This is a genomic window from Gymnodinialimonas sp. 202GB13-11 (genome assembly GCF_040932485.1).
Classification (GTDB): Bacteria; Pseudomonadota; Alphaproteobacteria; order Rhodobacterales; family Rhodobacteraceae; genus Gymnodinialimonas; species Gymnodinialimonas hymeniacidonis.
The window spans coordinates 60,719-84,776 of sequence record NZ_JBFRBH010000001.1; the positions used below are offsets into that span (position 1 = coordinate 60,719).

General features: G+C 59.0%; 26 protein-coding genes. 15 read left to right on the forward strand and 11 right to left on the reverse strand.

From position 1 onward, the window contains the following. Positions 1–110 precede the first annotated feature (110 nt). The 7 genes from V8J81_RS00315 to V8J81_RS00345 all read left to right on the forward strand — a co-directional run bounded on the left by V8J81_RS00315 (position 111) and on the right by V8J81_RS00345 (position 7,307). Positions 111–1,151, forward strand: coding sequence for a sugar ABC transporter substrate-binding protein (locus tag V8J81_RS00315; protein ID WP_368473761.1), 1,041 nt, complete (start codon positions 111–113; stop codon positions 1,149–1,151). A gap of 63 nt (positions 1,152–1,214) precedes the next feature. Continuing rightward, positions 1,215–2,729, forward strand: a complete 1,515-nt coding sequence (locus V8J81_RS00320; protein ID WP_368473762.1) for a sugar ABC transporter ATP-binding protein — start codon at positions 1,215–1,217, stop codon at positions 2,727–2,729. 12 nt (positions 2,730–2,741) lie between these two features. Further along, complete coding sequence (locus V8J81_RS00325; RefSeq protein ID WP_368473763.1) at positions 2,742–3,737, forward strand: ABC transporter permease; 996 nt, start codon at positions 2,742–2,744, stop codon at positions 3,735–3,737. 3 nt (positions 3,738–3,740) lie between these two features. Beyond that, positions 3,741–4,523 carry an SDR family NAD(P)-dependent oxidoreductase gene (locus V8J81_RS00330; RefSeq protein WP_368473764.1) on the forward strand — a complete coding sequence of 261 codons (783 nt, stop codon included), beginning with the start codon at positions 3,741–3,743 and terminating at the stop codon, positions 4,521–4,523. Beyond that, positions 4,523–5,425 carry a sugar phosphate isomerase/epimerase family protein gene (locus tag V8J81_RS00335; protein WP_368473765.1) on the forward strand — a complete coding sequence of 301 codons (903 nt, stop codon included), beginning with the start codon at positions 4,523–4,525 and terminating at the stop codon, positions 5,423–5,425. Before V8J81_RS00330 ends, V8J81_RS00335 begins: the two co-directional genes overlap by 1 nt. A gap of 11 nt (positions 5,426–5,436) precedes the next feature. Then, positions 5,437–6,318 (forward strand): sugar phosphate isomerase/epimerase family protein, encoded by an 882-nt coding sequence (locus tag V8J81_RS00340; protein WP_368473766.1) that lies wholly within the window; start codon positions 5,437–5,439, stop codon positions 6,316–6,318. Between the two features lie 92 nt (positions 6,319–6,410). Further along, complete coding sequence (locus V8J81_RS00345) at positions 6,411–7,307, forward strand: MurR/RpiR family transcriptional regulator (protein ID WP_368473767.1); 897 nt, start codon at positions 6,411–6,413, stop codon at positions 7,305–7,307. Positions 7,308–7,720: 413 nt separating this feature from the next. Here the strand turns inward: V8J81_RS00345 and V8J81_RS00350 are convergent, their stop codons facing one another. The 11 genes from V8J81_RS00350 to trbB are packed head-to-tail and all read right to left on the reverse strand — an operon-like array spanning position 7,721 to position 17,156. Next, on the reverse strand, positions 7,721–7,951 hold the full coding sequence (locus V8J81_RS00350) for a DUF2274 domain-containing protein (protein WP_368473768.1): 231 nt from the start codon (positions 7,949–7,951) through the stop codon (positions 7,721–7,723). Next, entirely contained in the window at positions 7,948–9,147 is a 1,200-nt protein-coding gene (locus V8J81_RS00355) for a TraB/TrbI/VirB10 family type IV secretion system protein (RefSeq protein WP_368473769.1), read from the reverse strand. Before V8J81_RS00355 ends, V8J81_RS00350 begins: the two co-directional genes overlap by 4 nt. Continuing rightward, on the reverse strand, positions 9,144–10,130 hold the full coding sequence (trbG, locus tag V8J81_RS00360; RefSeq protein WP_368473770.1) for a P-type conjugative transfer protein TrbG: 987 nt from the start codon (positions 10,128–10,130) through the stop codon (positions 9,144–9,146). The genes V8J81_RS00355 and trbG overlap by 4 nt, the downstream gene beginning before the upstream one ends. Then, positions 10,127–10,816, reverse strand: coding sequence for a conjugal transfer protein TrbF (gene trbF / locus V8J81_RS00365; protein WP_368477570.1), 690 nt, complete (start codon positions 10,814–10,816; stop codon positions 10,127–10,129). The genes trbG and trbF overlap by 4 nt, the downstream gene beginning before the upstream one ends. Next, entirely contained in the window at positions 10,813–12,096 is a 1,284-nt protein-coding gene (trbL, locus tag V8J81_RS00370; protein ID WP_368473771.1) for a P-type conjugative transfer protein TrbL, read from the reverse strand. Before trbL ends, trbF begins: the two co-directional genes overlap by 4 nt. Positions 12,097–12,100: 4 nt before the next feature. Next, on the reverse strand, positions 12,101–12,370 hold the full coding sequence (gene trbK-alt / locus V8J81_RS00375) for a putative entry exclusion protein TrbK-alt (protein WP_368473772.1): 270 nt from the start codon (positions 12,368–12,370) through the stop codon (positions 12,101–12,103). A gap of 4 nt (positions 12,371–12,374) precedes the next feature. Continuing rightward, a complete protein-coding gene (gene trbJ, locus V8J81_RS00380; protein ID WP_368473773.1) occupies positions 12,375–13,157 on the reverse strand; it encodes a P-type conjugative transfer protein TrbJ in 783 nt (260 codons plus the stop codon). Then, on the reverse strand, positions 13,141–15,624 hold the full coding sequence (gene trbE, locus V8J81_RS00385; RefSeq protein ID WP_368473774.1) for a conjugal transfer protein TrbE: 2,484 nt from the start codon (positions 15,622–15,624) through the stop codon (positions 13,141–13,143). The genes trbJ and trbE overlap by 17 nt, the downstream gene beginning before the upstream one ends. A gap of 4 nt (positions 15,625–15,628) precedes the next feature. After that, entirely contained in the window at positions 15,629–15,901 is a 273-nt protein-coding gene (locus V8J81_RS00390; RefSeq protein WP_368473775.1) for a VirB3 family type IV secretion system protein, read from the reverse strand. Next, entirely contained in the window at positions 15,901–16,224 is a 324-nt protein-coding gene (locus V8J81_RS00395) for a TrbC/VirB2 family type IV secretion system protein (protein ID WP_368473776.1), read from the reverse strand. Before V8J81_RS00395 ends, V8J81_RS00390 begins: the two co-directional genes overlap by 1 nt. Continuing rightward, positions 16,221–17,156: a P-type conjugative transfer ATPase TrbB gene (trbB, locus tag V8J81_RS00400; RefSeq protein ID WP_439649916.1), complete on the reverse strand. Its 936-nt coding sequence runs from the start codon at positions 17,154–17,156 to the stop codon at positions 16,221–16,223. Before trbB ends, V8J81_RS00395 begins: the two co-directional genes overlap by 4 nt. A 495-nt stretch (positions 17,157–17,651) precedes the next feature. On the opposite strand from trbB, the gene V8J81_RS00405 reads away from it, so the two are divergent. From V8J81_RS00405 to V8J81_RS00440, 8 genes are all read left to right on the forward strand, one after another. Continuing rightward, positions 17,652–18,536, forward strand: coding sequence for a helix-turn-helix transcriptional regulator (locus V8J81_RS00405; protein ID WP_368473778.1), 885 nt, complete (start codon positions 17,652–17,654; stop codon positions 18,534–18,536). A 123-nt stretch (positions 18,537–18,659) separates the two neighbouring features. Next, on the forward strand, positions 18,660–19,610 hold the full coding sequence (locus V8J81_RS00410) for an alpha/beta hydrolase (RefSeq protein WP_368473779.1): 951 nt from the start codon (positions 18,660–18,662) through the stop codon (positions 19,608–19,610). Between the two features lie 88 nt (positions 19,611–19,698). Beyond that, positions 19,699–20,244 carry a nuclear transport factor 2 family protein gene (locus V8J81_RS00415; RefSeq protein WP_368473780.1) on the forward strand — a complete coding sequence of 182 codons (546 nt, stop codon included), beginning with the start codon at positions 19,699–19,701 and terminating at the stop codon, positions 20,242–20,244. Between the two features lie 72 nt (positions 20,245–20,316). Further along, entirely contained in the window at positions 20,317–21,222 is a 906-nt protein-coding gene (locus V8J81_RS00420; protein WP_368473781.1) for an oxidoreductase, read from the forward strand. Positions 21,223–21,224: 2 nt separating this feature from the next. Continuing rightward, the gene (locus V8J81_RS00425; RefSeq protein ID WP_368473782.1) at positions 21,225–21,914 is read left to right on the forward strand and encodes an SDR family NAD(P)-dependent oxidoreductase; all 690 of its coding nucleotides are present in this window, start codon (positions 21,225–21,227) and stop codon (positions 21,912–21,914) included. Between the two features lie 328 nt (positions 21,915–22,242). Further along, entirely contained in the window at positions 22,243–22,848 is a 606-nt protein-coding gene (locus V8J81_RS00430) for a TetR/AcrR family transcriptional regulator (protein ID WP_368473783.1), read from the forward strand. A gap of 78 nt (positions 22,849–22,926) precedes the next feature. After that, complete coding sequence (locus V8J81_RS00435; RefSeq protein WP_368473784.1) at positions 22,927–23,214, forward strand: hypothetical protein; 288 nt, start codon at positions 22,927–22,929, stop codon at positions 23,212–23,214. Between the two features lie 9 nt (positions 23,215–23,223). After that, a complete protein-coding gene (locus V8J81_RS00440; protein ID WP_368473785.1) occupies positions 23,224–24,024 on the forward strand; it encodes a sterol desaturase family protein in 801 nt (266 codons plus the stop codon). Positions 24,025–24,058 lie beyond the last annotated feature (34 nt).

Here is a 24,058-nt window from a genome sequence, read left to right on the forward strand (position 1 = left end):
AAATAAAAAGAAATTCCTTTACATACAGCGAGTGTCGAATTTATTGTTTTTTGGAGGGCGGGGATTTTTTGACTTGCCCGCGATATCCAATGGGTAAGGAGGAGACCCCAATGAAACGACCAGCAGGGTTACTTACAAGCGTTGCACTGATCGTCTTGGCGAGCGCTGCGGGTGCGCAAGAGTGCACATACGCGGAGCCGGCAGCGCTGAACGAAGGCGCGCAGGCTGAGCTATCGACGATCGTAAACGACGTCGATGGGATCACGATCGCCTATTTGCCGATGGGCACCGAATTTAACTACCACATCGCCTTGGGTGAAGGGATTGCCGACATCGCTGAGACGCGTGATGACGTCGATTGGTTCACCTTGTCGCCCTATTCTGGATCCGACCTGGCGGGTCAGATGGGGATGCTACAAGATGTGACGTCGCGCCCTGACGTGGATGCCATTATCTTGATTTCCTTCGATGAAAGTGCCTTGGCGCCTTTGGTTGAAGAAGCAGTTAATGCTGGCAAAGCGGTCATCATCATCAATTCCGACATTCCCGATTTCCCGACCCCAGTCCATGGCGTTGTAGGTGTGAACCAGCGCGCCGTGAACCATGCGCTGGCGGATTGGGCCATCGAACAGGCCGGTGGCGATGCGCGCAATGTCGGCATCCTCGACGGTGAGCCAGGCTATCTCGCGACTGAGCGGGCAGGCGGTTTTGTTGACGGCATCGAAGGCACCAATTGGGAAATTGTCAGCCGGATCAATGGCGGTTGGAGTGTCGAGCGTGGCAACACCGCCGCGATGGATTTGATGCAAGCCCATCCTGACGTCGATGTGATCTATGCCTCCAACGATTACATGGCACTAGGCGCCGTGTTGGCCGCAAGGGCGCTGGGGCGTAATGATCTCACGATCTTGGGCTATGACGGCGACACGGGCGCGCTGGAAGACATCGCGGCCGGTGGCATGACTGCAACATCCGATACGGCACCGGTCATCATGGGCCGTACGGCGGCATGCTTTGTCCTTTCGCTACTCGATGGTGATACAGAAGGTGGCTACGTCAACACACAGACCCGCATCGTTCACGCGGGTAACGCGGTCGAGGTGCTGCAAGCGCCGGAGGATCTGTTCCCAGCCCCGTCCCGGGAATACTAATCTCTCACTCTCGGCCAGCGGGGCGGTTCGCTCCCGTCCCGCTTCTTTCCTTGGAGACGTGATATGGACAGTCGATCCCCCATCTGGGAGCTCGACGGGATCACCAAAGTGTTTCCCGGAGTGCGCGCCAATGACGAAATTTCGATCCGGCTCTTTTCCGGCGAAATCCACGGCCTTCTGGGCGAAAACGGATGCGGGAAATCGACCCTCATCAAGATATTGTCAGGGGTTCATCAACCCGATGCGGGATCCCTGAAACTGCGCGGTGAAGCCGTTTACTTGAACACTCCTATTCATGCTCGTTCCATGGGTGTGGCAACCGTGTTTCAGGAGTTTTCATTGGCCCAGACGTTGACCGTCGCCGAAAACATCTTTCTTGGCCGGTATTTGCACCGCGGTCCGTTTGTTGATTGGGCAGGTATGAGGCGCGAAGCGGCGCGGGTTCTGCATTCTCTAGACATCGAGATCGATCCAACGCGCCTAGTTTCAAACCTCTCGGTTGCGGAACAGCAATTGGTCGAAATCGCCAAGGCCATTTCGATGGACGCGACTCTTCTTATTCTCGACGAGCCGTCAACAGCGCTGGGCGAACAGGAAATCATTGCCCTCCACGGCCTTCTGCGGCGAATGAAAGAGCGTGGCGTTGCCATCCTCTATATCTCTCATCGTTTGGACGAAGTGGTTGATCTCGTGGATACGGCGACCATTTTGAAGGACGGCAAGGTTGTGTCAACGGCGGGGGGGACCGCGTTGAACGTCCACGAGATTGTCTCAAAGATGGTCGGCGAGGACATCGACGAGCATTACCCAAAAGACCGGAATGCGACAGGCGAGACGTTGCTGGATGTTCGGAACCTACGGTCCGAAAAGGGCGCAAACGGGGCCAGCTTCCAGGTCCGGAAGGGCGAGGTTTTTGGCCTCGGCGGTGTCATCGGCTCCGGGCGCACAGAGATCGCGCGCGCTATCTTTGGCGCGGACCCGGCTAGCGCAGGTGAGATTGAGGTCGATGGAAAGTCGTTCCGGCCAAGGCATACGCGTGATGCCATCGCAGCCGGGTTGGCCCTAGTGCCAGAGAACCGCAAATTTGACGGCCTGTTTTTCAATTTTAATGGCGGCCCCAACATGACCTCCGCGGCATTGGACAAGATCCGAAGCAAATTTCTGTTGAGCCATCGTCACGAAGCCACGGTCGCACAGGACTTCATTCGTGATCTGGAGATTTCGCCCGCCGCAGCCCAGAAATTCGTCAACTTGTTGTCCGGCGGCAATCAGCAAAAGATCGTCATCGCGCGGTGGCTGTTTGCCCAGTCTCGCGTGCTCTTGTTGGATGAGCCGACGCAAGGCATCGATATCGGGGCCAAAGTTGCCGTCTACAAATTGATCAATGAGCTCACTGCGCGCGGTTGCGCCGTGGTTCTGATCAGCTCTGACCATAATGAACTGATCGCGATGAGCGATCGGATCGGCATCGTTCGTGATGGTGCCGTCGTTGAAACGCTGCCCGCCGGAGAGGTCACACCGGCCCATCTGGTGCAGGCGTCGGCCCATGTCGATGCCGCAGCCTACGCCGCCGCTTGAGGAGGAAAGACCATGCCGCAATCCAGTTTCGTTCGGCGCATTGCAGCACAGGAGTATTTTGGACCGTTGGTCGCGCTCCTTATCATTGTGGCGTTTGTCGCCCTAACCACCCCCAATTTCCTTGAGCCGCAAAACTTCCGCAATATTGCACTCCAGGTTTCGATCCTCTCAATCGTCGCCATTGGGTCGACGATTGTGATCATCACGGGCGGCATCGATCTGTCCCCCGGATCGATGATTGCGTTCCTATCGATGTGTTTGGCCGTGTTTATCAAAAATCAGGGCCTTGATCTTTGGTTGGCGATCCCGCTGACGTTGCTGATCGGTTGCGGCCTCGGCGTCGTGAACGGCATCTTGGTGGCCTATGTCGGCATCCCAGCCTTCATTGTAACGCTCGCGGGCTTATCAGCTTTCAAAGGTCTTGCGCTAACCCTCAATGGGGGCACCCCGGCCTTTTCCTTGTCTCCTCAATTGGGCGAGATCTTCTACGGCACATTCTTGGGGCTGCCGTTGCCATTCTTCTATGTGATTGGCGCCTATTTCTTGTTCACCATCATAATGGAGCACACGCGATTGGGGCGCGAGATCTACGCGGTGGGCGGCAATGAATCTGCGGCACGCCTCTCGGGGATTAATGTCGCCAAAGTGCGTCTGATTGCATTCCTGTTTGCGGGCCTCTGCGCGGCGATTGGCGCGGTTCTTCTTTCCGCTCGCCTGAATTCCGGCTCTCCCAACTACGGTTCGCTGATTGAGTTACAGGCTATTGCCGCAGCCGTTGTCGGTGGGGCGAGCCTCGCCGGGGGGAGAGGGCGCGTGATCTCTACTTTGATCGGGGCTCTTATCATCGTCGTCGTGCAAAACGGTCTGAATCTGAATGCAGTGACAACGTCGATGCAAAGCCTCACCATCGGACTGATTATCCTGATTGCTGTTGGCCTCGATGTATGGCGTGCGCGCATCGGATCCGCCTTGGGCGGTTTCTTCACCAAACAACCAGCAGGGAGCTGACCATTGGATTTCGGAATCAAGGGAAAAGTCGCCATTGTGACAGGCGGAGGCAGCGGGATTGGCAAAGCCATCGCGCAGGCTTTTCACGATGAAGGGGCTATCGTTATCATCAACGGGCGCACCCAATCGAAACTGGACACTGCGTGCCAGGACATTGGGCCCAATGCGCACGGGATCGTGGCGGATCTTCAGACGCCAGAGGGGGCAAAAGCGCTAGCGGATTTTGCCGCAGAGCGGGCGCCGGTCTCTTACTTAGTCAACAATATCGGGGTCTTCGATGTAAACGATTTCTTCGAAGTCACCGATGAACGCTGGCTTGAATACTTCGATGCGAACCTGATGACCGGCATTCGGATCACCCGACTGGTGATGAAAGACATGCTCGAACGTGGGGAGGGCAGTATCGTCTTTATCGCAAGCGAAGCCGCCGTGCGTTCCATCGGGAATATGGTGCCTTATTCCACCACCAAATCGGCGATGCTTGGCCTGTCGCGGGCTCTATCCGAAAACACGCGGGGAACCGGCGTACGTGTTACCACTTACATGCCAGGCACAACGGCCACTGAATCGGTTCAGGGATATTTTGAGGGGCTGGCAAAAGATCAGGGCAAGACCGTTGATGAGGCTCTGACGGATTTCTATCGTTACGTGCAGCCCGGAAATCTTTCACAGCAGTTGATCGATCCGGCCATGCATGGCCGCGGAGTTGTACAGCTTGCAACAAACACAGCGATGAATGGCGTCTGCCATCGAGCCGACGGTGGCACGATAAGGAGCATATTGTGATGGCAGATTTCGGTATTCATGCTCTGGTGTGGGAAACAGTCTGGACCCCCGACGCGATCAAACGGGCGATGGCTCAAACGGCTGAGACCGGGTTCGGTATGATCGAGGTTGTGATTTTTGATCCTAGCGAAGCCCGCGCCGATCTGACCGCGAAGGCGTTAGCGGATAATGGCCTTTCCGGAGTTGTTGGTATGGCTCTGAACGCCAACGCTGACATCTCTAGCGCCGATCCTGCCATTGCCGATGCTGGCGAAACACTGATCTCGGACGCATTGGCCGCAACACGCGACATGGGCCTGACCAAACTGGGCGGCGTAACCCATTCTGCCATGCAGCGCTATCTAAGCGCGTGCGATTCGGATGCTCCAAAACGAATCCGAGATACCTATGGGCGTTTGGCCGAACGGGCGCGTCAACTTGGCGTCCAGCTTGGGGTCGAAGCCGTGAACCGCTACGAGAGCAACGTTGTGAACACAGTTGAAGACGCAGCAAGCATCGTGCGCGAGGTCGATCCCGCGGCCCTTTTTGCTCATATCGATACCTATCATATGAATATCGAAGAGCATGACGTCTCGGACGCGATCCGTCGCAACATCGATGTCATCGGCCATGTCCATATCGGCGAAAGCCATCGTGGCTATCTTGGCTCAGGTTCCGTCGATTTTGCTCAAACTTTCCGGGCGCTTGCAGCAGCGAACTACGACGGCCCAATTGTGTTTGAGGCCTTTTCACCCGGAATCTTGAATGCTGACGTTTCCGACGCCCTTGCAGCCTGGACAACCCATTGGAGCGATAGTTCCAGTCTCGCGAAGAACGCGCTTGTCTTCATGCAAGGCCAGCACGCAGCGGCAGAGAAATCCCTGGTCAATCGATCCGTATTGGCGCGACGCACAGCGATCTGAAGGAGATACACATGAAAGACGCGAAACTTGGCGTTCATAATCTGGTCTTCGGTGACGCTTGGACGGCTGACATCGCAGCATCGGCCACTCGCGCCGCCGCGGATATCGGGTTTGACCTGCTTGAAGTCTTGATTTTCGATCCGTCCGAGATTGATGTCGCAATGACGAGGCAGGCGATGGCCGGAACGGGCCTGGAATTGCGATTGGGCATGGCTTTGGGTCCTGAAACGGATATTTCCAGTAGCAACCCCGACATCGCTGCTGCCGGCGAAGTGACGGTCGAGCGATGCCTTGAGATTTCGTCAGACCTTGGCGCGCCTTCGGTCAGCGGGATTACCTATGCTGCTTTCAACAACTATGATGTCGGCCCCACCACCGCTCAACGTGATCAAGTGCTCGCATCATTCAGCAGGCTAGATGACCGCGCGGGTGCGTTGGGGCTCCGTTTGGGTATAGAGCCGGTTAATCGGTATGAGTCCCACCTGATCAACACCATTGACCAGGCCACCGACGCGATCCGCGAAATCGGTGGCAAGAACCTGTTCGTGCATATGGACACGTTCCACATGAATATCGAAGAAGCGGATTTCACCGCTTCCATTGCGCGCGCGGGTTCCTTGCTTGGATACGCACATTTGGCAGACAATCATCGCGGATTGCTGGGCGCAGGTACATTTGACTTCAAGACGTATTTCCGTGCACTGGCGGCCGCCGGATATACTGGAGACTTCACGGTCGAGAGCTTTTCACCGGCTGTACTTGGTCCCGATCTCTCCGCGGCAGTCTCAATATGGCGCGAGCCTTGGAGCGATCCCACAAAAGCCGCGCGCCAAGCCTTGGCGTTCATGCGGTCGGGAATTGAGGCTGCCACAGCCGCGAACACCGCACGGTAAGGTCAATCAAAGAAAAAAATTCCTTCCACGCTTCATGCCGGGTACAACTGTTTCGAACCAATGCGACTTCTTCGAGTTATGGGCACATCGCAATGAATTTAGAAACACAGCAGGGTATACTCAGTCGCATCCGTTGGATGTCAGCGTACATGAACCCCGCACTGCGGCGGATCGCTGACCGCGTTCTAGAGGCACCAGAGGACGTTAAGTCAATCTCGATCAAGGACTTGGCCGCCCAGTGTAAGGTCTCTGAATCGACGGTGACGCGCTTTGTACGTGAGGTGAAAATTTCAAGCTTTCAGCAGCTCAAGATCCAAATCGCCGAGGAATTGTCGAAGTCGACCGCATCTGAAGGCGCCGCCTCATCAGATCGTCTGGTCTACGAAGACATCGCAGAAGGTGACAATTCGGTTGATGTTGTCTCGAAGATTGCTGGTCGCTACTCCCTTACTGTCGAAGACACCCGGGCCCGATTGAACATACTACAGGTAGAAGCCGCCGTGGAAGCAATCGAGGCATCAAATATGCTGGCCTTTTTTGCGATGGGTTCATCGTTAATCTGTGTGGAAAACGCGCTGATGCGTTTCATGCGTGTTGGCAAGACGTGTCAGTTTTTTCGTGACGTTGGCGTTCGACAGATTTCCACCGCGACGCTGGGTCCCGGGACACTCGCCATCGGCATAAGCAATTCCGGCCGGACAATCCCTACCGTCGACGCCTTGAAGGCCGCCAAGGAACAAGGGGCCATGACGCTAGGCATCACGTCATTTTCCGACAGCCCGATCGTTCGCCATTCTGACATCAAACTGTTTACGCCAACCGTGACGGGCGTGACCGGGGATGCTGATTATCACGAGTCGATGGTGTCAAAGATCGCACAGCTTCAAGTCGTGGATGTCCTTTATTCTCTGTACGCGCTCCGCAACTTCGGAAACGCGGTTGAGCAACTTGAAAGGACGGCAGCCGTCACTTCGCTTACAAGGTATTAGAGTAACCGGATGGCGTCATCACCAACGGGGCAGGCTAAGTCGGTTTGAAAGGCGAGAGTTTCTGGTACATCGTAACTACCAAGGAGTGGAGATGAGACAGTAACCCCGAACGGGAAAAGGCCACTGTGAGAGAGTCGCTAACGACATTCGCTGCGCGACGCAAACAGTATTCAGCCGATGAGAAGATCAGGATCGTCGTTTGCTAACCGGTTCGTCGTCAGAGTTTGTGGGTTCAGGATAGCAGAATTTGTCAAGAGTGTTCTTAGCTCATCGTAGTTTCCGAAAAGTAGGACCTGAGACAGACAACTGGGACGTAAAAGAGCATAGGCGAGAAGATCGTCAAGGAAATCAAGCGGACCTCTTTGTTTTCATTGGCATTGAGCTGCTGGAGCTAAGTCCGAAGCCGCTGCCAATCACGAGCGAGGCGTGCGTAGGTCGCTCCGTGCTTTCGAAAACCCACGATCCGTGGCCATGAAACGTGCGATCATGGGGGCGATCAGTCGCGAGGGTTCAAGTTTTTGGTCGGTTTGGTTGCCAAGGACTCGTGCGTAGTCGATCAGATCCCGATGAACGCCTGCGGGCAATTCCACAGTAAGCTTGACGGGTTTGTCGTCAGGAATGGCACTCAACTTCAGTTTCGTCATCGCACTTCTCCCAACGGTTCAAGGATCAGGTCTCTGGTGGTCATCACGCGTACCGGGAAACCGGGGCGGATCGTGAGGGCTGGCGGGACGGAGATTTGTTGGCGGACGATCTCTTCGCCAGTGCGCCCGATTGTACCCTGAGCAGCCTCGCGGATAGCCGTTGCGACGTCGTCCTCGCTTGCTGCTCCGCTTTCCAGACCGACGTTGAGGATCGTGGCGAGACCTGCGGCGAGGAGGACTCTACCCCAATGGTTGTTGACCCGATCCTGCAGGCCTGCGGTGCCTGCTCGGTCGGTGCCGGGTTCGCGATTGAGGTTCATGGACCGGCCATCGGGAAGGATGAGACGGGTCCAAACCAGAAGGAGGCGGTTCTGACCCATGACGATATCGCTGTCGTATTCGCCAAGAAGCCGCGCGCCTTGAGGGATGAGCAGGTAGCGTCCGGAGGGGGTGTCATAGACGTTGGAGGTGACTTGCGCGGCGATCTGGCCTGGCAGATCCGAGCGGAGCGCGGTGATGAGCGCGGCGGGAATTACTGTGCCGGCCTGAAGGATGTAGGGACTTGGTGGAGACACCAGCCGTTCTGAGCTAACGGGATCAGTAGCTGTTCCGCGTGTTAGGACGGTGTCCCGGCCTGCTGTAGTGTCTTGAGGCGCAGAAGAGCCCTGCGGCATGGGGAACATATTCGAACCCATGGGGGCAGGCCCAGGATCTGCACCGCTGCCTTGGAACCCGGTTTGCGTCTCTGCAAAAAGGGCGCTCAATCTGGCGGCCTCGATCTCTTGCAGTCGAAGCTGTTCCGCTGGATCAACCCCGGGCGCTGAAAGCCCTGTGATGGGAGGAATGGGAACCGGATCACCCCGTTCCTGCGCACTGAGGATGGGCCGACCAAGCTCGCCTGGCAGTGGTGGCCCAAGACGGGGAACATCGCCATAGTTCGTTGGCAATCGGGAGAGACCTTCGGCCGCCTGAATGGCTTCGATCGAATACAACTCGGAAGGTGTGTCTCTGGCCTGGCGGCCCTGCAAAGCAACAATAAGGATGGCACCAAGACCGAGACCGCCGATTGCCAAGAGCGCCGCGATGGCTTTTCGGGAAAGGCGCATGACGCGCGGTGGGTCGGGGCGGAGCCGGAGGTCCTGAGCGATGTCCTGCTCAATTCGCGGGCCTTTGGGATCGCTGGTTGGAGTTGTCATCTCAACTGACCCTCCGCAACGCCAGGGTGTGCGCGACGGTGCTCGATGCCGTCCATCCGCACGATCCGGACCACTTCCTGCCGGGTCTCACCCAATCTCAGTTCTGCGGCCCCAAAGAGCCGGTCAACGATCAGGACATTGCCCGTAACGCGGGTGTTGACGATCTGGCCCTGGCCGTCCGGTCCGAGCACGAACAGAGGCGGCATTTCCCCTTGGGCGATGCCGATCGGGAAAACGACAAATACCCGGCGACCATCGTCGAAGACCGCAACCGGACGCCAGGGTGGGCTGTCACCCTGCAGACCGTAGCGATAGTCCCGATCTGCCTCATGTGGGATGGTCGGGCGCAGCAAGGTTGGTAGTCGCGGGCGTGTCGGCTCTTCGGGATAGGCCCAGGCGACGGCGGGCATCCAGATCTCTTCGCTGGCGCGCAGCTCGATCAGGTAATTCCGCCGGTCGGTGCTAATGACGAGATTTGTGGTGATGTCCGGACGCGTCGGTTTGACGAGGACATGGACGCGGGCAGTGCGGCCTGCGCCGCTCACAGTGTCGCCGATGATCCAGCGCGCTGTATCGCCTGCCGCGATGGGCCCCGGGCCGGTCAGCTGTTCGCCCGCCTCCAGCGTGATCGTCGTGATCTGGCCGGGGGCGGCATAGACTTGGTAAAGCGCGCCTTCGCTCCAAGGGAAGACCTGCAGGGCGTTGTAAAAGCCCTCGGGGCGCGGCTCGATGCGTGCGGCTGCATTGGCGGCTGCGATCCGGGCCTCTGGCGTTTCGGCCTCGGGGTCGCCCCCTCGGGAAGGGGTCCATGACGGCGGGATGTGGACCGGGCGCAGAGGATCTTCCGCCGGTGGCGGTGACGGAGGAGGTGCGAGGGTCGGCACTATGTCGTCATAGGTGATCTGTGGCGGGGGCTCGTTGGCGCACGCCGTCAAGACGGCTGTTGCGAGAAGAAGGCAGGATAGGGTTCTGAGATGGGTCATTGGGCACTCTCCCTCGACCAGTTGATGGCATGGACATAGACACCGAGCGGGTTCTGACGCAGGCGCTCGGCATCGCGGGGCGGTTGGATCACGATGGTGAGGATGGCGGTCCAGCGTTCGGTGGCGGACAGCTGGCCGTTTTCGTAGCGCCGCTCCACCCAGGCGACGCGGAAGCTGGTGTCGGAAGCGCGAATGACGCTGGAAATCTCGATGGCGATCTGAGTCTCGCCGACGGCCGCGAACGGGTCGTTCACTCGTGCATGATCGTTGAGCGCAACAGCGCCGCGATTCGTGGTGAAATCGTAGGCGCGCAGCCAGCTTTGGCGCAGCACGATGGGGTCCGCGGGCACCTGCCGGACATTCTCGATGAAACGCGCCAGATGCCAAGCGATCTGCGGATCGGTGGGTTCGTAATCTGCGAGGGCGGGCGCAACTGCCTGAGCCGCGCCGAGATTGTCGACCTCGACCACATACGGAACGACCGAACTTTGCGTCGATTGCCAGACAAGCGTGACGCTCAGACCGGCGACCAGCGTTAGGCAACCGAAAGCCATGAGGCGCCAGTTGCGGGCCTGAACGCGGGCGGAACCGATGCGGTGATCCCAGGCTTGCGCCGCCCTCTGATAGGGCGTGACGGGTTCAGGAGTGGTGGAGTAGCGGACTGTTGGACGGCGGAACATGGTCAGGATCTCTCTGATAGGCTGACGGCTGATCCGCCACCGCCGTGATCGCCGGAGCGGATCACATGGGCAGCGGTACTTACGCCGTGATGGATGGATTGCTGCTGTTTCATGCGACGGGCCCAAGCGGGCGGGCCAGCGGTCGCGGTGGATGCGCGGGTATGCGCGGCATGGCTGCCGCCGGTGGCAGCGTAGGCGGGGCGCGCGCCAGATTGGGCGTTCTCTGCAATCGAGCGTTGCAGGGGGCTCGTGGCGGCCGCAACTCCGGCTTTGCCGATTGCGGCAATGCCTCCCGCAGCCTTTCCGGCCATTGTGGATCGCGATGCTGACCCGAGCTGGTAGGCCGTTGACACTCCACCGGCCATCGCGCTTGCGCCACGGACGCTAGCACCGGCCGCTCCCAGAGCCATGCGTCCGGCGGCGGCACCACCGAGGGCCAGACCGCCCGCGGCCACAGCGGTCCCGACGGCGGTGCCAGCGCCAAGTTGCGGTCCGCCCGAGACGATCCCGTTGGCGATGCCCGGTCCGAAGATGCCTAACGCCAAAAGCGCCAAGGCACCCAGAACGACCGACATGGCGTCTTCGATAGTAGGCTCCCCGGCAAAGCCGGAGGTGAAGTGCGCAAAGATGGTTGAGCCGATACCAACGATAACGGCGAGGACGAGAACCTTCACGCCTGACGAGATGACGAGGCCGAGGACGCGTTCCGCCATGAAGGCCGTCTTGTTAAACAAGCCGAAGGGGACGAGGATGAAACCTGCGAGGGTAGCGAGTTTGAATTCGATCAGCGTGACGAAGAGCTGGATCGCGAGAATGAAGAAAGACAGCAAGACCACGAGCCAGGCAAAAAACAGGATCGTGATCTGCAGGAAGTTCTCGAAAAACGACACGTAGCCCATGAGGTCGGAGATCGATGCGAGGATCGGACGACCAGCGTCCATACCGACCTGCGCGATGCGTCCCGGTTGCAGCAACTCGTCGGCGCTAATCGTCCCGCCGGTGGCCACCAGCCCGAGGCCTGCGAAGCTGTCGAAGACGGTCCGCGCGAGCGTGTTCCAGTTGCCGATCAGGTAGGCGAAGACGCCTACGAACAAGGTCTTCTTCACTAGTCGGGCGATGATGTCATCGTCGGCACCCCACGCCCAGAACAGCGCCGCGAGTGTTATGTCGATGACGATAAGGGTGGTCGCCAGAAAAGCGACATCGCCGCCCAAAAGGCCGAAGCCGGAATCGATGTAGGAAGCGAAGACCTCGAGAAATTGATCAATGACACCGACGCCGCCCATAGCCTCACTCCGTCCCGGCCGGATCGGACGGCAGACCGAAGAACCGGCGGCGCGACTGATCCCACGCAGTACGGCAATCCTCGTCGGTCGCGTAGTCTTCCGGCGAGAGGGCTCGGCATTGCTCGAGCGTCGACCAGCGCGGGCTTTCCGGCGCGACTTGCTCTACGCTTTCAGGGCGCACGGAGTGGCTCAACTCAAAGCCCGCAGTAAAGGCGGCCAAAACGCCCAAGCCAATGGCAATCCCGCGCAGGACGTGATGTGTGGCGAGCGGCATCTGCTCAATCCCGGAACAAACGGGTCGCACTCGGTGCATAGCCCGACCCGTAGTCCAGAAAGCGGGTAAGGTTCTCGCGGCCCTGCGCTTCGGCGGAGGCGACGCGCGCCGCCTCAAGTGACACCGCGCTGTTCTGGGCAGCAATGGCGGCGGTCAGATCCGCGAGTTGTGCCGCTTGTAGGGCCATGAGTTGGTTGCCGGCCTGAGCAACCTGCAATGCTCCCACCGCACCCTGACTTTCGCGCACAAGCGCGTCCATCTGGGTGCGAGCACCGTCGATGTTGCCGACGACGCCGGCCTGGATGCGCAGCGCATCCTCGAAACCGGTGACCGAGGCCTGCCACCGGTCGCGCGCGCCGCCGATCATCGCATCGAATTCACCTTGCGCTGCGGCTATGCCGTATTCCTCCGCGAAGGCTGCCTCGATAGCGGCGACGTCGAAGGCGAGGCTTTCGGCTTCGGACAGCAGACGCTGGGTCTCACCAATGGCGCTTTGCAACTGCCCAAGGGAGGAGTGCGGCAGGGTGGCGAGATTCAGCGCCTCGTTCATCAGCATCTGAGCTTGATTTTGGAGCTGGGTGATCTGGTTGTTGATCTGCTCCAGTGACCGCGCAGCCGAAAGGATGTTTTCGGCATGGTTTTGTGGATCGTAGACGATCCGCCCTCCGGCCCCGAACAGAAAGGCCTGGGCTTGTGTGGTGAGAATGGGTGTCACGGCCAAAGTAGTGGCGAACAATGCAGCCGCGAGCTTGCGGGCTTTCGCCTGAGGATTAGGTTTGGAGGTCATCATCCGTCTCCTTTGGGGTTGGGTTTGGTTCATGTTCGGCGGAAGAGGCGGCTGGGGAATCGAGCAGGTCAATGGCCCAGTCCAGACCGCGATGGTGCAGCCAGGCTTTTGCGAACCCGTGTCGTCCATGTTTCGCGAGAAGGTCGCTGATCGCGGCCTGATCGGTTTTCGAAGAGGCTGCCGTGAAGGCCAGTGCGACGTCGCCGAGACCAAGCGAGAAGAGCCGGTTCCCGCGTCGGGACTGGCAATAGTAATCACGTTTCGGGAAAGCCCGCGCGACGATCTCGATCTGGCGATCGTTCAGCCCAAAACGGCGATAGGTGTCGGCGATCTGTGGTTCGAAGGCGCGTCCGTTGGGCAGGAAGATGCGGGTGGGGCAGCTTTCGATGATTGCGGGGGCAATCGGTGATGCATCGATGTCGGCCAGGGATTGGGTTGCGAAAACGACAGACGCATTCTTCTTGCGAAGGGTCTTGAGCCATTCTCGCAGTTGGCCGCCAAAACTGGCATCGTCCAGCGCGAGCCAGCCTTCGTCGATGATGAGCAGTGTGGGCCGCCCGTCGAGGCGGTCGCCAATGCGATGGAAGAGATAGGAGAGGACAGTGGGCGCCGCTGCAGCTCCGACCAGCCCCTCGATCTCGAAGGCCTGAATAGGTGCCGCGCCTAGGTCCTCAATCTCGGCGTCGAGCAGCCGCCCATGGGGCCCGCCGAGGCAATAGGGCCTCAGGGCCTGTTTCAGATCGTTTGATTGCAGCAGGACAGCGAGGCCAGTGAAGGTGCGCTCCCCGATCGGGGCTGAAGCGAGCGAGGTCAGCGCGGCCCAGAGATGCTCCTTTACTTCCGGCGTGATTGCGATGCCTTCGCGAGCGAGGATCGCGCCGATCCAGTCCGCGGCCCAGGCCCTCTCTGCGGTCTCATCGACGCGCGAGAGTGGCTGGAGATTGACGGCCCCGTCATCGCTGTCAGAGAACACTGCGCCCAGATCATGCCAATCCCCGCCCATCGCGATTGTGGCGCAGCGAATGGAGCCGCCGAAATCGAAGGCGAAGACCTGTGCATCCGGATAGCGGCGGAACTGCAGCGCCATGAGAGCAAGCAGCACCGATTTGCCTGCGCCGGTCGGCCCGACAATCAGTGTGTGCCCGACATCGCCCACATGGGTTGAGAAGCGGAACGGCGTCGATCCGTCCGTGTCGGCGTAGAAGAGCGGTGGGCCGTCGAGATGGTCGGTGCGCTCGGGTCCCGCCCAGACCGCCGAGACCGGGATCACGTGTGCGAGGTTCAGCGTGGAGACAGGCGGTTGGCGGACGTTGGCATAGAGGTGACCCGGCAGGGATCCAAGCCATGCCTCAAGCGCGTTGAGCGTTTCCGGAATGCAGGTAAAATCGCGACCCTGCACGATTTTCTCGACGGCCTTGAGTTTCGCCTCTGCGGTGCGCGGATCCTCATCCCAAACCGTGATCGTGGCCGTAACATAGGCGGCGCCCGAGATATCGGCACCTAATTCCTGCAGCGCCTCGTCGGCGTCCGCAGCCTTGTTGGCTGCATCGCTGTCCAGCAGCGTCGAGGCCTCGTTGGTCATGACCTCCTTCAGGATCGCGGCGATGGATTTGCGTTTGGCGAACCATTGGCGGCGGATGCGGGTGAAGATTTTCGTGGCGTCGGGTTTGTCGAGGCAGATCGCCCGTGTGCACCAGCGATACTCCAGTGGCTGGCTGTTCAACTCGTCGAGCAGGCCAGGCCATGTCGCACTTGGGAGGCCAATGATGGTGAGCGTTCTCAGGTATTGGGAGCCGAGGCGCGGGGTCAGACCGCCGACAAGGGGTTCGTCCGCGAGCAAAGCGTCCAGATGCATCGGGGTGTCCGGGACACGCACCCGCTGCCTCCGGGTCGAAATCGTCGAGTGGAAGTAAGTCAGCGTTTCCTCGTCCGAGAGCCATGCGACCTCCGGCATGAAGCCATCAAGAAGATCGAGTAGACGATCTGTTCGGAGGACGAAGGCTTTAACCTGCTCGAGGAGATCGGCACCTCTGTCAGGCGCGTTCTCGAAAAGCCAACCGCCAACACGGCTGGCCTCTTCGGAAGGCGGCATCCAAACAAACGTCAGGAAATAAGCGTTTTCAAAATGCGTTCCCGCCTCTTCGAATTGCGCGCGACGTTCCGCGTCCACGAGGGCCGAGACGGGGTCGGGAAAGGTCGAGGCAGGGTAGTCTCGCGCCGGAATCCGTTGCGCTTCGACAAAGAGGGCCCACCCTGAGCCAAGCCGACGCAGCGTGCTGTTGAGCCGGGCCGATATGGCGACCAGCTCGGCCGGTGTGGCGGAATCGAGATCGGGGCCCCGAAACCGGGCGCTGCGTTGGAGGCTGCCATCCTTGTTGAGCACGACCCCTTGGGCGACGAGCGCGGCCCACGGCAGGAAATCAGCCAGAAGGGATGATTTGGAGCGATATTCGGCGAGGCGCATCATCAGATCACACCCCGAACCAGGAGGGATAGCGCAGGTGCCGCCGCGCGACCTCGGCGATTTGAGCGTCCCGCTTTGCAAGCCAGACCGCGAGGAGGTGTCCCACGAGCCAGAACAGCAGGCCGACGATCCAAAGGCGAAGCCCAAGGCCAACGGCTGCCGCGAGCGTGCCGTTTGCAATGGCGACAGCACGGGGCGCTCCTGCTAGCAAGATCGGCTCGGACAGAGCGCGATGCACGGGTGCGTAGAAGCCAAGAATGTCAGTGGAGGGGTCCTGCATCAGATCAACGCCCCGCCGCCAAAGGAGAAGAACGACAGAAAGAAGCTTGAAGCGGCGAAGGCGATGGTGAGCCCAAAGACGATCTGTATCAGTCGCCGAAACCCGCCGCCTGCATCGCCGAAGGCCAGAGTCAGTCCCGTTACGATAATGATGATCACGGCCACGATCTTGGCGACGGGCCCCTCGATCGACTCGAGGATCGATTGGAGCGGGGCCTCCCACGGCATGCCGGATCCGGCAGCCATAGCGGGGTCGGAGAGTGTAAGGGCGACGGTCGCCGTGAGAGCAATCAAGAGTTGGCGGGACACTGGCGAGATGGTCATGGACGATCTCCATGAGGTTGGGCAAGAAGCTGTTCGACGGAGTAGTCCCCTGCGGCGGTCAAGCCGGTGACACGGGCGAGTTCAGACAAGCGCCGATCTACACCTCGACCTGTGAGCACCGCGATGAGATCAATGGTTTCCGCAATGAGTGCGCGGGGGACGGTAACGACCGCTTCTTGGATCAGCTGTTCGAGACGGCGGATTGCGCCCAAGGCAGATCCAGCGTGGATCGTTCCGATGCCCCCGGGATGCCCGGTGCCCCACGCCTTGAGAAGATCAAGGGCTTCAGCGCCGCGCACCTCCCCGATGGGAATGCGGTCGGGGCGAAGGCGAAGGGACGAACGCACGAGGTCGGACAGGGATGCGACGCCGTCCTTGGTGCGGAGGGCGACCAGATTGGGGGTGAGGCACTGAAGTTCTCGGGTGTCTTCGATCAAGACCACGCGATCTGTACTTTTGGCGACCTCGGCCAGCAACGCATTGGTCAGAGTTGTTTTTCCGGTCGACGTTCCACCGGCGACAAGAATGTTGGCGCGACCAACCACACCGTCTCGCAGCGATTGTGCTGCGTGCGATGTCATGATCCTGCTGACGACGTAGTCCTCAAGCGTGAACACCACAACGGCAGGCTTTCGGATCGCGAATGTCGGGGCCGCGACGACGGGTGCCAGGAGTCCTTCGAACCGTTCTCCCGTCCCGGGCAGTTCAGCGGATATCCGGGGGGACGCGCCGTGGATCTCGGCGCCTACATGATGCGCAACGAGCCGAATAATCCGTTCGCCATCGGTCGGAGAAATTTGGGTGCCTGAGTCAGTCAGCCCATCCGAAAGGCGATCGAGCCAAATTCGACCGTCCGGGTTCAGCATCACCTCGACGACGGACGGGTCCTCAAGCCAAGTCGCGATATCCACGCCGAGCGCGGTTCGCAGCATCCGGGCACCACGAGTAGAGAATTCGGGTTTGATGGGTGTCACAGTCATCGGCGTTCCCGTGTTGGATTACGGGATCGATCAAGAAGACTGTTCTTTGCTTACGGGCAACAGTCGAGAGGGCGTAGTAGTAGTGCGGCGTACAGCGGCAGGCGAGAGTGTGAGTGCGCTGCCTTCACTTTAGTGTCGATGAGGTAGCGTGAACGGCCCATAGCGGACATTAGCCGCAGGAACTAATTGCTGTGCTGCAACCCTTCAAAGCCGACATTGAGCAAAGTCCGGCAGTCTTGCGATCATAGCCTGCGACCTCGTCGTTCGCTCCACGCGCAACCCGAGACGTTTTGTTTCTAAAGAATTAGGCCTAGTATCGGAAAGAACCTGAGGTGCTCACGGGTCGACCTCAGGAGAAGAAATTTCTTCGAAGAACTTGAACATGCTTTGGCTCTCGACACGCTGCGTCTGTGCCTTAGCTTCCGGATTAATGATAAAGGATGACCGGTGCCGCGCCGTTACGAAGAGATCTATCCGTCTCTGCCGCTGCTCAACAGCGATGGGTTGGAGCATACGTCGGCGGCGAGTTTGTTGTCGGTTCGCTATTTCCAGGCAGAGCCCGACAGCATGCCGACGGAAGCTTTTGCGGAACACCATGTCCTTCTGAACCTGAAGGACGAACCCCACCGCGTGCAAAACACGCGCGATGGCGAGCTGCGCGATTTTACCTTCTCCAAGCACGACATCATCGTGACCACTGCAGGCATGCGTTCTGGCTGGCGGTGGTTCGCACAATCTGACGTGATCGTTGTGACGCTTGATCCCGCGCGGGTGCAGCGCTTTGCTGAAACGGAACTGGGCCTGCTTCTGGATTCGCGACAATTCAAGGACCTGCCTCTATTCTCCGACGCAGATCTCTGTGCTGCAGGGGTGATGTTGCGGGATGCGTTGGAAGCCGACGACATGACGTCGGCCGTGATGTTTGAGGCGCTCAGCCGGGTGTTTCTAGTCAAATTGCTACAACGCTATGGCAAACGCCGTCCTGAACAGGTGGCGCTTTCCGCGCGCTTTACATCCGCCCATTACAATCGCGTTCTTGCTTTCATCCGTGCCAATCTGGACCAGACCATCACTCTTGATGAACTGGCAAGTGAAGCTGGGATGAGCCCGTCGCATTTCAGCCGTCTGTTCAAGGAAACGGTTGGCACCCCGCCGATGCAATATGTCATGGCCTACCGGATTGAGCAGTCGCTTGAGATGATGACAGAGCAGGGTCGGGCGCTTGGCGACATCGCCCTGGCCTGTGGCTTCGCCGATCAGGCGCATTTCAGCCGCAGCTTCAAGCAACTGATGGGTACCACTCCGCGGCAGTACCGGGCCAGCCTGAGCTAGTCGTTCAAAAAGCAAGATCATACAAAAGCAGATCAAGCCGCTTCAATTAATTCGGGCCGGGGCGACGTATCTCCAATGTCATCAGGCAAACAGCCCACGACATTACAAACCGGAGTTACCAAGATGAAACGCGCAACCCTGTCCACTGCCGCCACCTTTCTGACTACCTCGGCCATGGCCGATATCACGACCCGCACCGTGACCTTTGAAAACGAAGGTGCCACGCTGAGCGGTACGCTTTACCTGCCAGCGGACCACGATGGGTCTGCGCTGCCGATCGTTGTCGTGACCGGTGCCTGGACCACCGTCCAGCAGCAGATGCCCGCCACTTATGCCGCCCAGATGGTGGAACGCGGCTTCGCCGCCTTCACCTTCGATTTCCGCGGCTGGGGCGCGTCGGGCGATCTTCCGCAGAATGTTCGCTTCGTGGAAAGCCCGGAGGCCAAAACCTCGGACATCCGCGCTGCCTTTGAGTTTGTTGCCACGCTGCCAGAGGTCGACGCAGGCCAGATCTACGGCCTCGGGATCTGTGCATCGGCGGGCTACATGGTAGATGCCGCTTCCGGGAACGATCTGGTGCATCGCGTGGGCCTTGTCGCCCCTTGGCTGCAAAACGAAGAGCTCGTGAACGCCGTCTACGGCGGTGAAGAGGGCGTAAGCGGCCTGATCGAGATGGGCCGCGCCGCGCACGCTGCTGGCGGCCAGATCATTTCAGCGGCCGGTCCTGAAGGGGCCGAAGGTGTGCTGATGCCCATCGGCGGCTATTACTTCGAGGCCGACCGTGGCGCGATCCCTGAGTACGACAACCAGTGGAACAACGCGTCGTGGGAAGGCTGGCTGACCTATCACCCGGCCGATAATCCGCAGCGTCTGACACAGCCCTTGGCCATCGTCCATTCAGAGGCCGCCGCGATCCCGGATGGCGTGCGCGCCTTCCTCGATGGCTTCACCGGCGACGCGACGCAGCAATGGCTCGAAGATGTCACGCAGTTCGACTTCTACGACAATCCCGCCGACGTGACCCGCGCCGCCGATACCGTGGCCGATCATTTCCGCACAGGCGCTGACGCCTGATCCAACAAACTTCGCGCGGCGAGACGCATATCGCTGCGCATCCCTGCACCTCTCAATCACCCACAACATCAGACCAAAGGAATACACCATGATCCGCTCAACCCTGACCGCAGCCAGCCTTCTCGCAACTCCTGCTTCGGCTGACATCGCAGGCGACCCTGTCACTGCAGAAACCTTACTGGACCGGGCCGAAATGATCCGCATTGCGGACGCCATCGACGCCGCTGTCGATGCACAGGACTGGCTCGCCGCCCGCGCTCTGTTCACTGACGAAATCTACGTCGACTTCACGTCGTTGGTGGGCGGGGAGCCCGCGACAATCCCTGCCGATGGCTTGATCGCCGGCTGGTCAGCAAATCTGACGGGTGAGAAGTCGAGCTTCCACCTGCGCGGCAACCATCGCATTACGTTTGACGGCCCCGACGCAGCTCTGATGCAAAGCCACGGCTATGCCTGGAACCAGATGCCGTCAGGCGCGCTGGAGGAGAACGGCAGCAATCCGATTTGGGAAGTCTGGGGCACCTATACCCACAGTTTCACGCGCACGTCAGAGGGCTGGCTTGTCTCCGGCATGAGCTTCACCGCCACGGCTGAGCGCGGAAATGACTACGTCCGCAACACGCCAGGCAGCTGATCGGCACAGGACGCGGGCGCGCCAGCCGCGCCCGCCTCTTTCCAACTAAATTCAAGATGAAGGAACAGACACATGGCACACACATGGTTCATAACTGGCGCGTCCTCCGGCTTCGGAGCCGCCTTCGCCCACCACGCGCTGTCCCAAGGCCACAACGTCGTGGTCACGGCTCGCCGCCTCGGCAAGCTTCAGCAGATCGCGGCCCTCGCGCCTGACAGGGTCTTGGCGCACACAATGGACGTCACGGACACCGCGCAGATCATTAAAGCGATCAAGGCTGCGGAAGACAGGTTTGGCGGTATCGATGTGCTGGTCAACAATGCGGGCTACGGCATTGTCGGCGCAGTCGAGGAAACGCCGAAGGCCGAGCTGCGCGCGATGATGGAGACAAACTTCTTCGGCGCGGTCGCAGTCACACAAGCCGCATTACCAATGATGCGAAAGCGGCGCAAAGGCGCCATTGTGATGATGTCGTCGCTTGGTGGGCAATTGTCCTTCGGTGGCTTCGGGCCTAACTCTGCAACCAAGTTTGCGCTGGAAGGCATGACTGAGGCTCTGTCCCAGGAAATCGCGCCCTTCGGTCTGAAGGCGATGATCGTTGAGCCGGGCGCGTTCCGGACCGAATTCGCCGATACCGCTCTGCGCCACATGCCCAAGATCGACGCCTATGACGAGATCGTCGGCGGCACGCGGGACTTCGCCCGCGGCATGCACGGCACCCAGGCCGGTGATCCCGCGAAAGCCGCCGCCGCGATTGAGACGGCACTCAACAGCCAGACCACGCCGATGCGCCTGGCCCTGGGCGACGATGCGGTGGACGCAATCCGCGACCATGGTGAAGCCCTGCTGGCTGAGTTGACCCAGTGGGAGCCGTCGCCCGTGCGGTCAACCACGCCGATGCCGTGCAAAGCGCCGCGTAAACTGTCCGGGTGGCCCCATTTTGGGGGCCACCCATCACTCGATACTCAAAGGAGATGACCATGACCCGTCCCCGTCTCGCCCTGATCACCGGCGCAAATCGTGGCATTGGCCGCGAAGTGGCTCGGCAATTGTCTCAGGATCACGGCCTGCACGTTCTGCTCGGCTCGCGTGACCTCAACAAAGGAACGAAGGCTGCGCGCGGGCTTTCCAACGCCAGCGCCATCGAATTGGACGTGGCCGACCCCACATCCGTGGCGCGTGCATTCGAGCAGATCCGACAAGATTTCGGGCATCTCGATGTGTTGGTGAACAACGCAGGCGTCGACTACGACACCAATCAACGCGCCAGCACCGCCGATCTTGCCCGCGTTCGGCGCGCCTTCGACACTAACCTCTTCGGCGCGTGGGAGGTGGCGATTGCCGCCGCACCTCTGCTGAAAAAGGGCACGTCTCCCCGTATTGTCAATGTGTCCTCCGGCGCAGGGGCGCTGACCGGCATGGGTGGGGGAATGCCTGGCTACGGCATCTCAAAGGCGGCGCTCAACGCGCTGACGATCAAGCTGGCCGCAGAGTTGCAAAGCGACGGCGTCCTTGTGAACGCCGTCTGCCCCGGTTGGGTCGCCACAGACATGGGCGGCGGAGGAAGACCGATCCCGGAAGGCGCGGCTGGCGTGACATGGGCGGCAACCCTGCCTGATAACGGCCCGACGGGTGGATTTTTCCGAGACGCGCGTCCAATCGACTGGTGAGAAAACGGCAGAGTATTGGATCGCCGAATGTGTGAATATTCGAGGCCGGACAAAAACTTTTACCAGCAGGTCAGCCTAAAGCGACGGTTCGGGAGATCACGGTTAAGCCGCCGCTTAAGCTCGCAAAAAAGTATCTTTGCTGTGAATACTCAACAGCAGATTTCTTTCAGAACACTCTACCAATGATGAGCCCTAATCAAGGTAGCGCTGCGCTAAACTACCTTGCCAATTTTTCACACTCTTTTGGCTTTTTCTTTTCGAGAAGATATTATTGACTCTTGGGTCAATAAAGAGTTAGGAGTTCGTATTACTGTTCCATGGAGCACCCATGCCAACTGTCAGAAAACGCAGAAAAGACCACAGGCCGGCTGAGATTACGCGTGCTGCGATAGAAGCCTTCGCCGACAAGGGATACATCGGCACCAAAGTGACGGATGTGGCCCATCGCGCTAACGTTTCAAAAGGGACAGTCTATCATTACTTCGGCGACAAAAATGCCCTATTCCGAGCGGCATTTCACACCTGTTTCGTCGACAGCCTCCAACCTGTCACGCTGCCTCCCATTGACGGTAGTGCCAACATGACATCCTTGCTGGAATACCTTCTGCGGGAGGCCTTTCTTGGCCTGCAAGGGTCTGAAGCTTCTAGCCTGCTCAAGGTAATCCTGATTGAGGGTGATCGGTTTCCTGACCTTGTCTTGCAATGTCAGAGCGATCTTCTCAACAAGATCGAAGCCCCTCTCATGCAACTGATAGATGCGGGCATTTTGTCGGGCGAGTTTGGACCAGGTGCCTATCGTGACATGCCGTCGATCATGCTGCTGCCGGGGGTTATGTTGTCCTTGCTCGGTCATTTCTTCTCGGACGACCGAGACATCGATGTCTTCGACGCGTTCCTGGATTTGATCATAAACGGCCTCTTAAAACGACCCTAGTAGCTGGGTCCCGAAAACGGAGCACTTGAAATGACTGTTTTGAAACACCGCCCCAGGGCGCTGGTCCTTTGCTGCCTCATGGCTACGACGACCGCGATCGCCGAAAGCCCTGCTAGTCAGCTTGTCACTGGTGAATTCTGGAGCGCAACGCTCAATCGAGGTCAGCAGGTCCGGTTAAAGTTCAATGCGGACGGCACAATTGATGTTCGCGCGTTGTTTGCGCCGCGCCTGACTTGGACTGCGACCGATGATGGACTTTGCCTGACGGGCGGGCCGGGTGGGACAATGTGTGCAACGCTCTTTCCAACCGAGACCGGTTTTATTGGTCTGGATGGCGAAACCCTGATCTTACGACTCGATAGATAGGAGCCCAACATGTTGGACGTCCTCGCGCTTTTCGCGCAAAGTTACATAACCGCCATCATGACGACGGGGCTTGCATGTGTCCTTGCGTACTTACTGTTTTGGAAGGCCCTGTCTCAAAGGCTGGTTCATTGGCGCATCCAATTGAACCGGCGAGCCGACAGCAAGCAAATCAAACGAGAGCTGAAGAATTCGCTCTTTGTCTTCGCGGTTTCAGCATGCTTCAGCGTTTTTGTAATATCATTGGGCAGCCTTGGTCTAACCAACATATATTTCAATTTGAACGACTATCCGATTTGGGTCGGCTTGCTCGGGTTCCCGCTGCTGCTTATCATAGATGATACATGGTTTTACTGGGTTCATCGCGCTTTGCACCATCCCAAAATCTACCGCCATGTTCACCATGAGCATCACCGCAGCCTCGATGTAAATCCGATCACATCAATCTCGTTTCACTGGATTGAGCCGCTTTTGTTGACGGCTTGGGTCCTGCCAGCCGCGATGTTTCTTCCGCTTTGGGCACCCGCACTTCTTCTTCTTCAGTTGTACGGGTTGTTAGACAATATCAAATCACATCTGGGGTATGAGATATTCCCGGCGTGGTGGAACAAATCGCCATTGGGGCTTCTCACGTCAAGCACATACCACAATCTTCACCATACGAAGTTCAAAGGCAACTACGGTGTCCACTTCCGCTTCTGGGACAGGCTGATGGGCACAGAGCTCAAGGTTTACGATGAAGTTTTCGATGAAATCCAGAGCCGCAAGGCAGCGGGCGGCATGACCCAAGCAAAAAAGGATCAAATCACGTAAAGCCGTTGAGCCGTCGAGCGATTGCTTTCTCCTT

Bases quoted from the DNA above. Each gene is read 5' to 3' on its own strand.
- V8J81_RS00315 (WP_368473761.1), top strand. From the start codon at position 111: ATGAAACGACCAGCAGGGTTACTTACAAGCGTTGCACTGATCGTCTTG.
- V8J81_RS00320 (WP_368473762.1), top strand. From the start codon at position 1,215: ATGGACAGTCGATCCCCCATCTGGGAGCTCGACGGGATCACCAAAGTG.
- V8J81_RS00325 (WP_368473763.1), top strand. From the start codon at position 2,742: ATGCCGCAATCCAGTTTCGTTCGGCGCATTGCAGCACAGGAGTATTTT.
- V8J81_RS00335 (WP_368473765.1), top strand. From the start codon at position 4,523: ATGGCAGATTTCGGTATTCATGCTCTGGTGTGGGAAACAGTCTGGACC.
- V8J81_RS00340 (WP_368473766.1), top strand. From the start codon at position 5,437: ATGAAAGACGCGAAACTTGGCGTTCATAATCTGGTCTTCGGTGACGCT.
- V8J81_RS00345 (WP_368473767.1), top strand. From the start codon at position 6,411: ATGAATTTAGAAACACAGCAGGGTATACTCAGTCGCATCCGTTGGATG.
- V8J81_RS00350 (WP_368473768.1), bottom strand. From the start codon at position 7,951: ATGACGAAACTGAAGTTGAGTGCCATTCCTGACGACAAACCCGTCAAG.
- V8J81_RS00355 (WP_368473769.1), bottom strand. From the start codon at position 9,147: ATGACAACTCCAACCAGCGATCCCAAAGGCCCGCGAATTGAGCAGGAC.
- trbG (WP_368473770.1), bottom strand. From the start codon at position 10,130: ATGACCCATCTCAGAACCCTATCCTGCCTTCTTCTCGCAACAGCCGTC.
- trbL (WP_368473771.1), bottom strand. From the start codon at position 12,096: ATGGGCGGCGTCGGTGTCATTGATCAATTTCTCGAGGTCTTCGCTTCC.
- trbK-alt (WP_368473772.1), bottom strand. From the start codon at position 12,370: ATGCCGCTCGCCACACATCACGTCCTGCGCGGGATTGCCATTGGCTTG.
- trbJ (WP_368473773.1), bottom strand. From the start codon at position 13,157: ATGACCTCCAAACCTAATCCTCAGGCGAAAGCCCGCAAGCTCGCGGCT.
- trbE (WP_368473774.1), bottom strand. From the start codon at position 15,624: ATGATGCGCCTCGCCGAATATCGCTCCAAATCATCCCTTCTGGCTGAT.
- V8J81_RS00390 (WP_368473775.1), bottom strand. From the start codon at position 15,901: ATGCAGGACCCCTCCACTGACATTCTTGGCTTCTACGCACCCGTGCAT.
- V8J81_RS00395 (WP_368473776.1), bottom strand. From the start codon at position 16,224: ATGACCATCTCGCCAGTGTCCCGCCAACTCTTGATTGCTCTCACGGCG.
- trbB (WP_439649916.1), bottom strand. From the start codon at position 17,156: ATGCTGCGAACCGCGCTCGGCGTGGATATCGCGACTTGGCTTGAGGAC.
- V8J81_RS00410 (WP_368473779.1), top strand. From the start codon at position 18,660: ATGAAACGCGCAACCCTGTCCACTGCCGCCACCTTTCTGACTACCTCG.
- V8J81_RS00415 (WP_368473780.1), top strand. From the start codon at position 19,699: ATGATCCGCTCAACCCTGACCGCAGCCAGCCTTCTCGCAACTCCTGCT.
- V8J81_RS00420 (WP_368473781.1), top strand. From the start codon at position 20,317: ATGGCACACACATGGTTCATAACTGGCGCGTCCTCCGGCTTCGGAGCC.
- V8J81_RS00425 (WP_368473782.1), top strand. From the start codon at position 21,225: ATGACCCGTCCCCGTCTCGCCCTGATCACCGGCGCAAATCGTGGCATT.
- V8J81_RS00430 (WP_368473783.1), top strand. From the start codon at position 22,243: ATGCCAACTGTCAGAAAACGCAGAAAAGACCACAGGCCGGCTGAGATT.
- V8J81_RS00435 (WP_368473784.1), top strand. From the start codon at position 22,927: ATGGCTACGACGACCGCGATCGCCGAAAGCCCTGCTAGTCAGCTTGTC.
- V8J81_RS00440 (WP_368473785.1), top strand. From the start codon at position 23,224: ATGTTGGACGTCCTCGCGCTTTTCGCGCAAAGTTACATAACCGCCATC.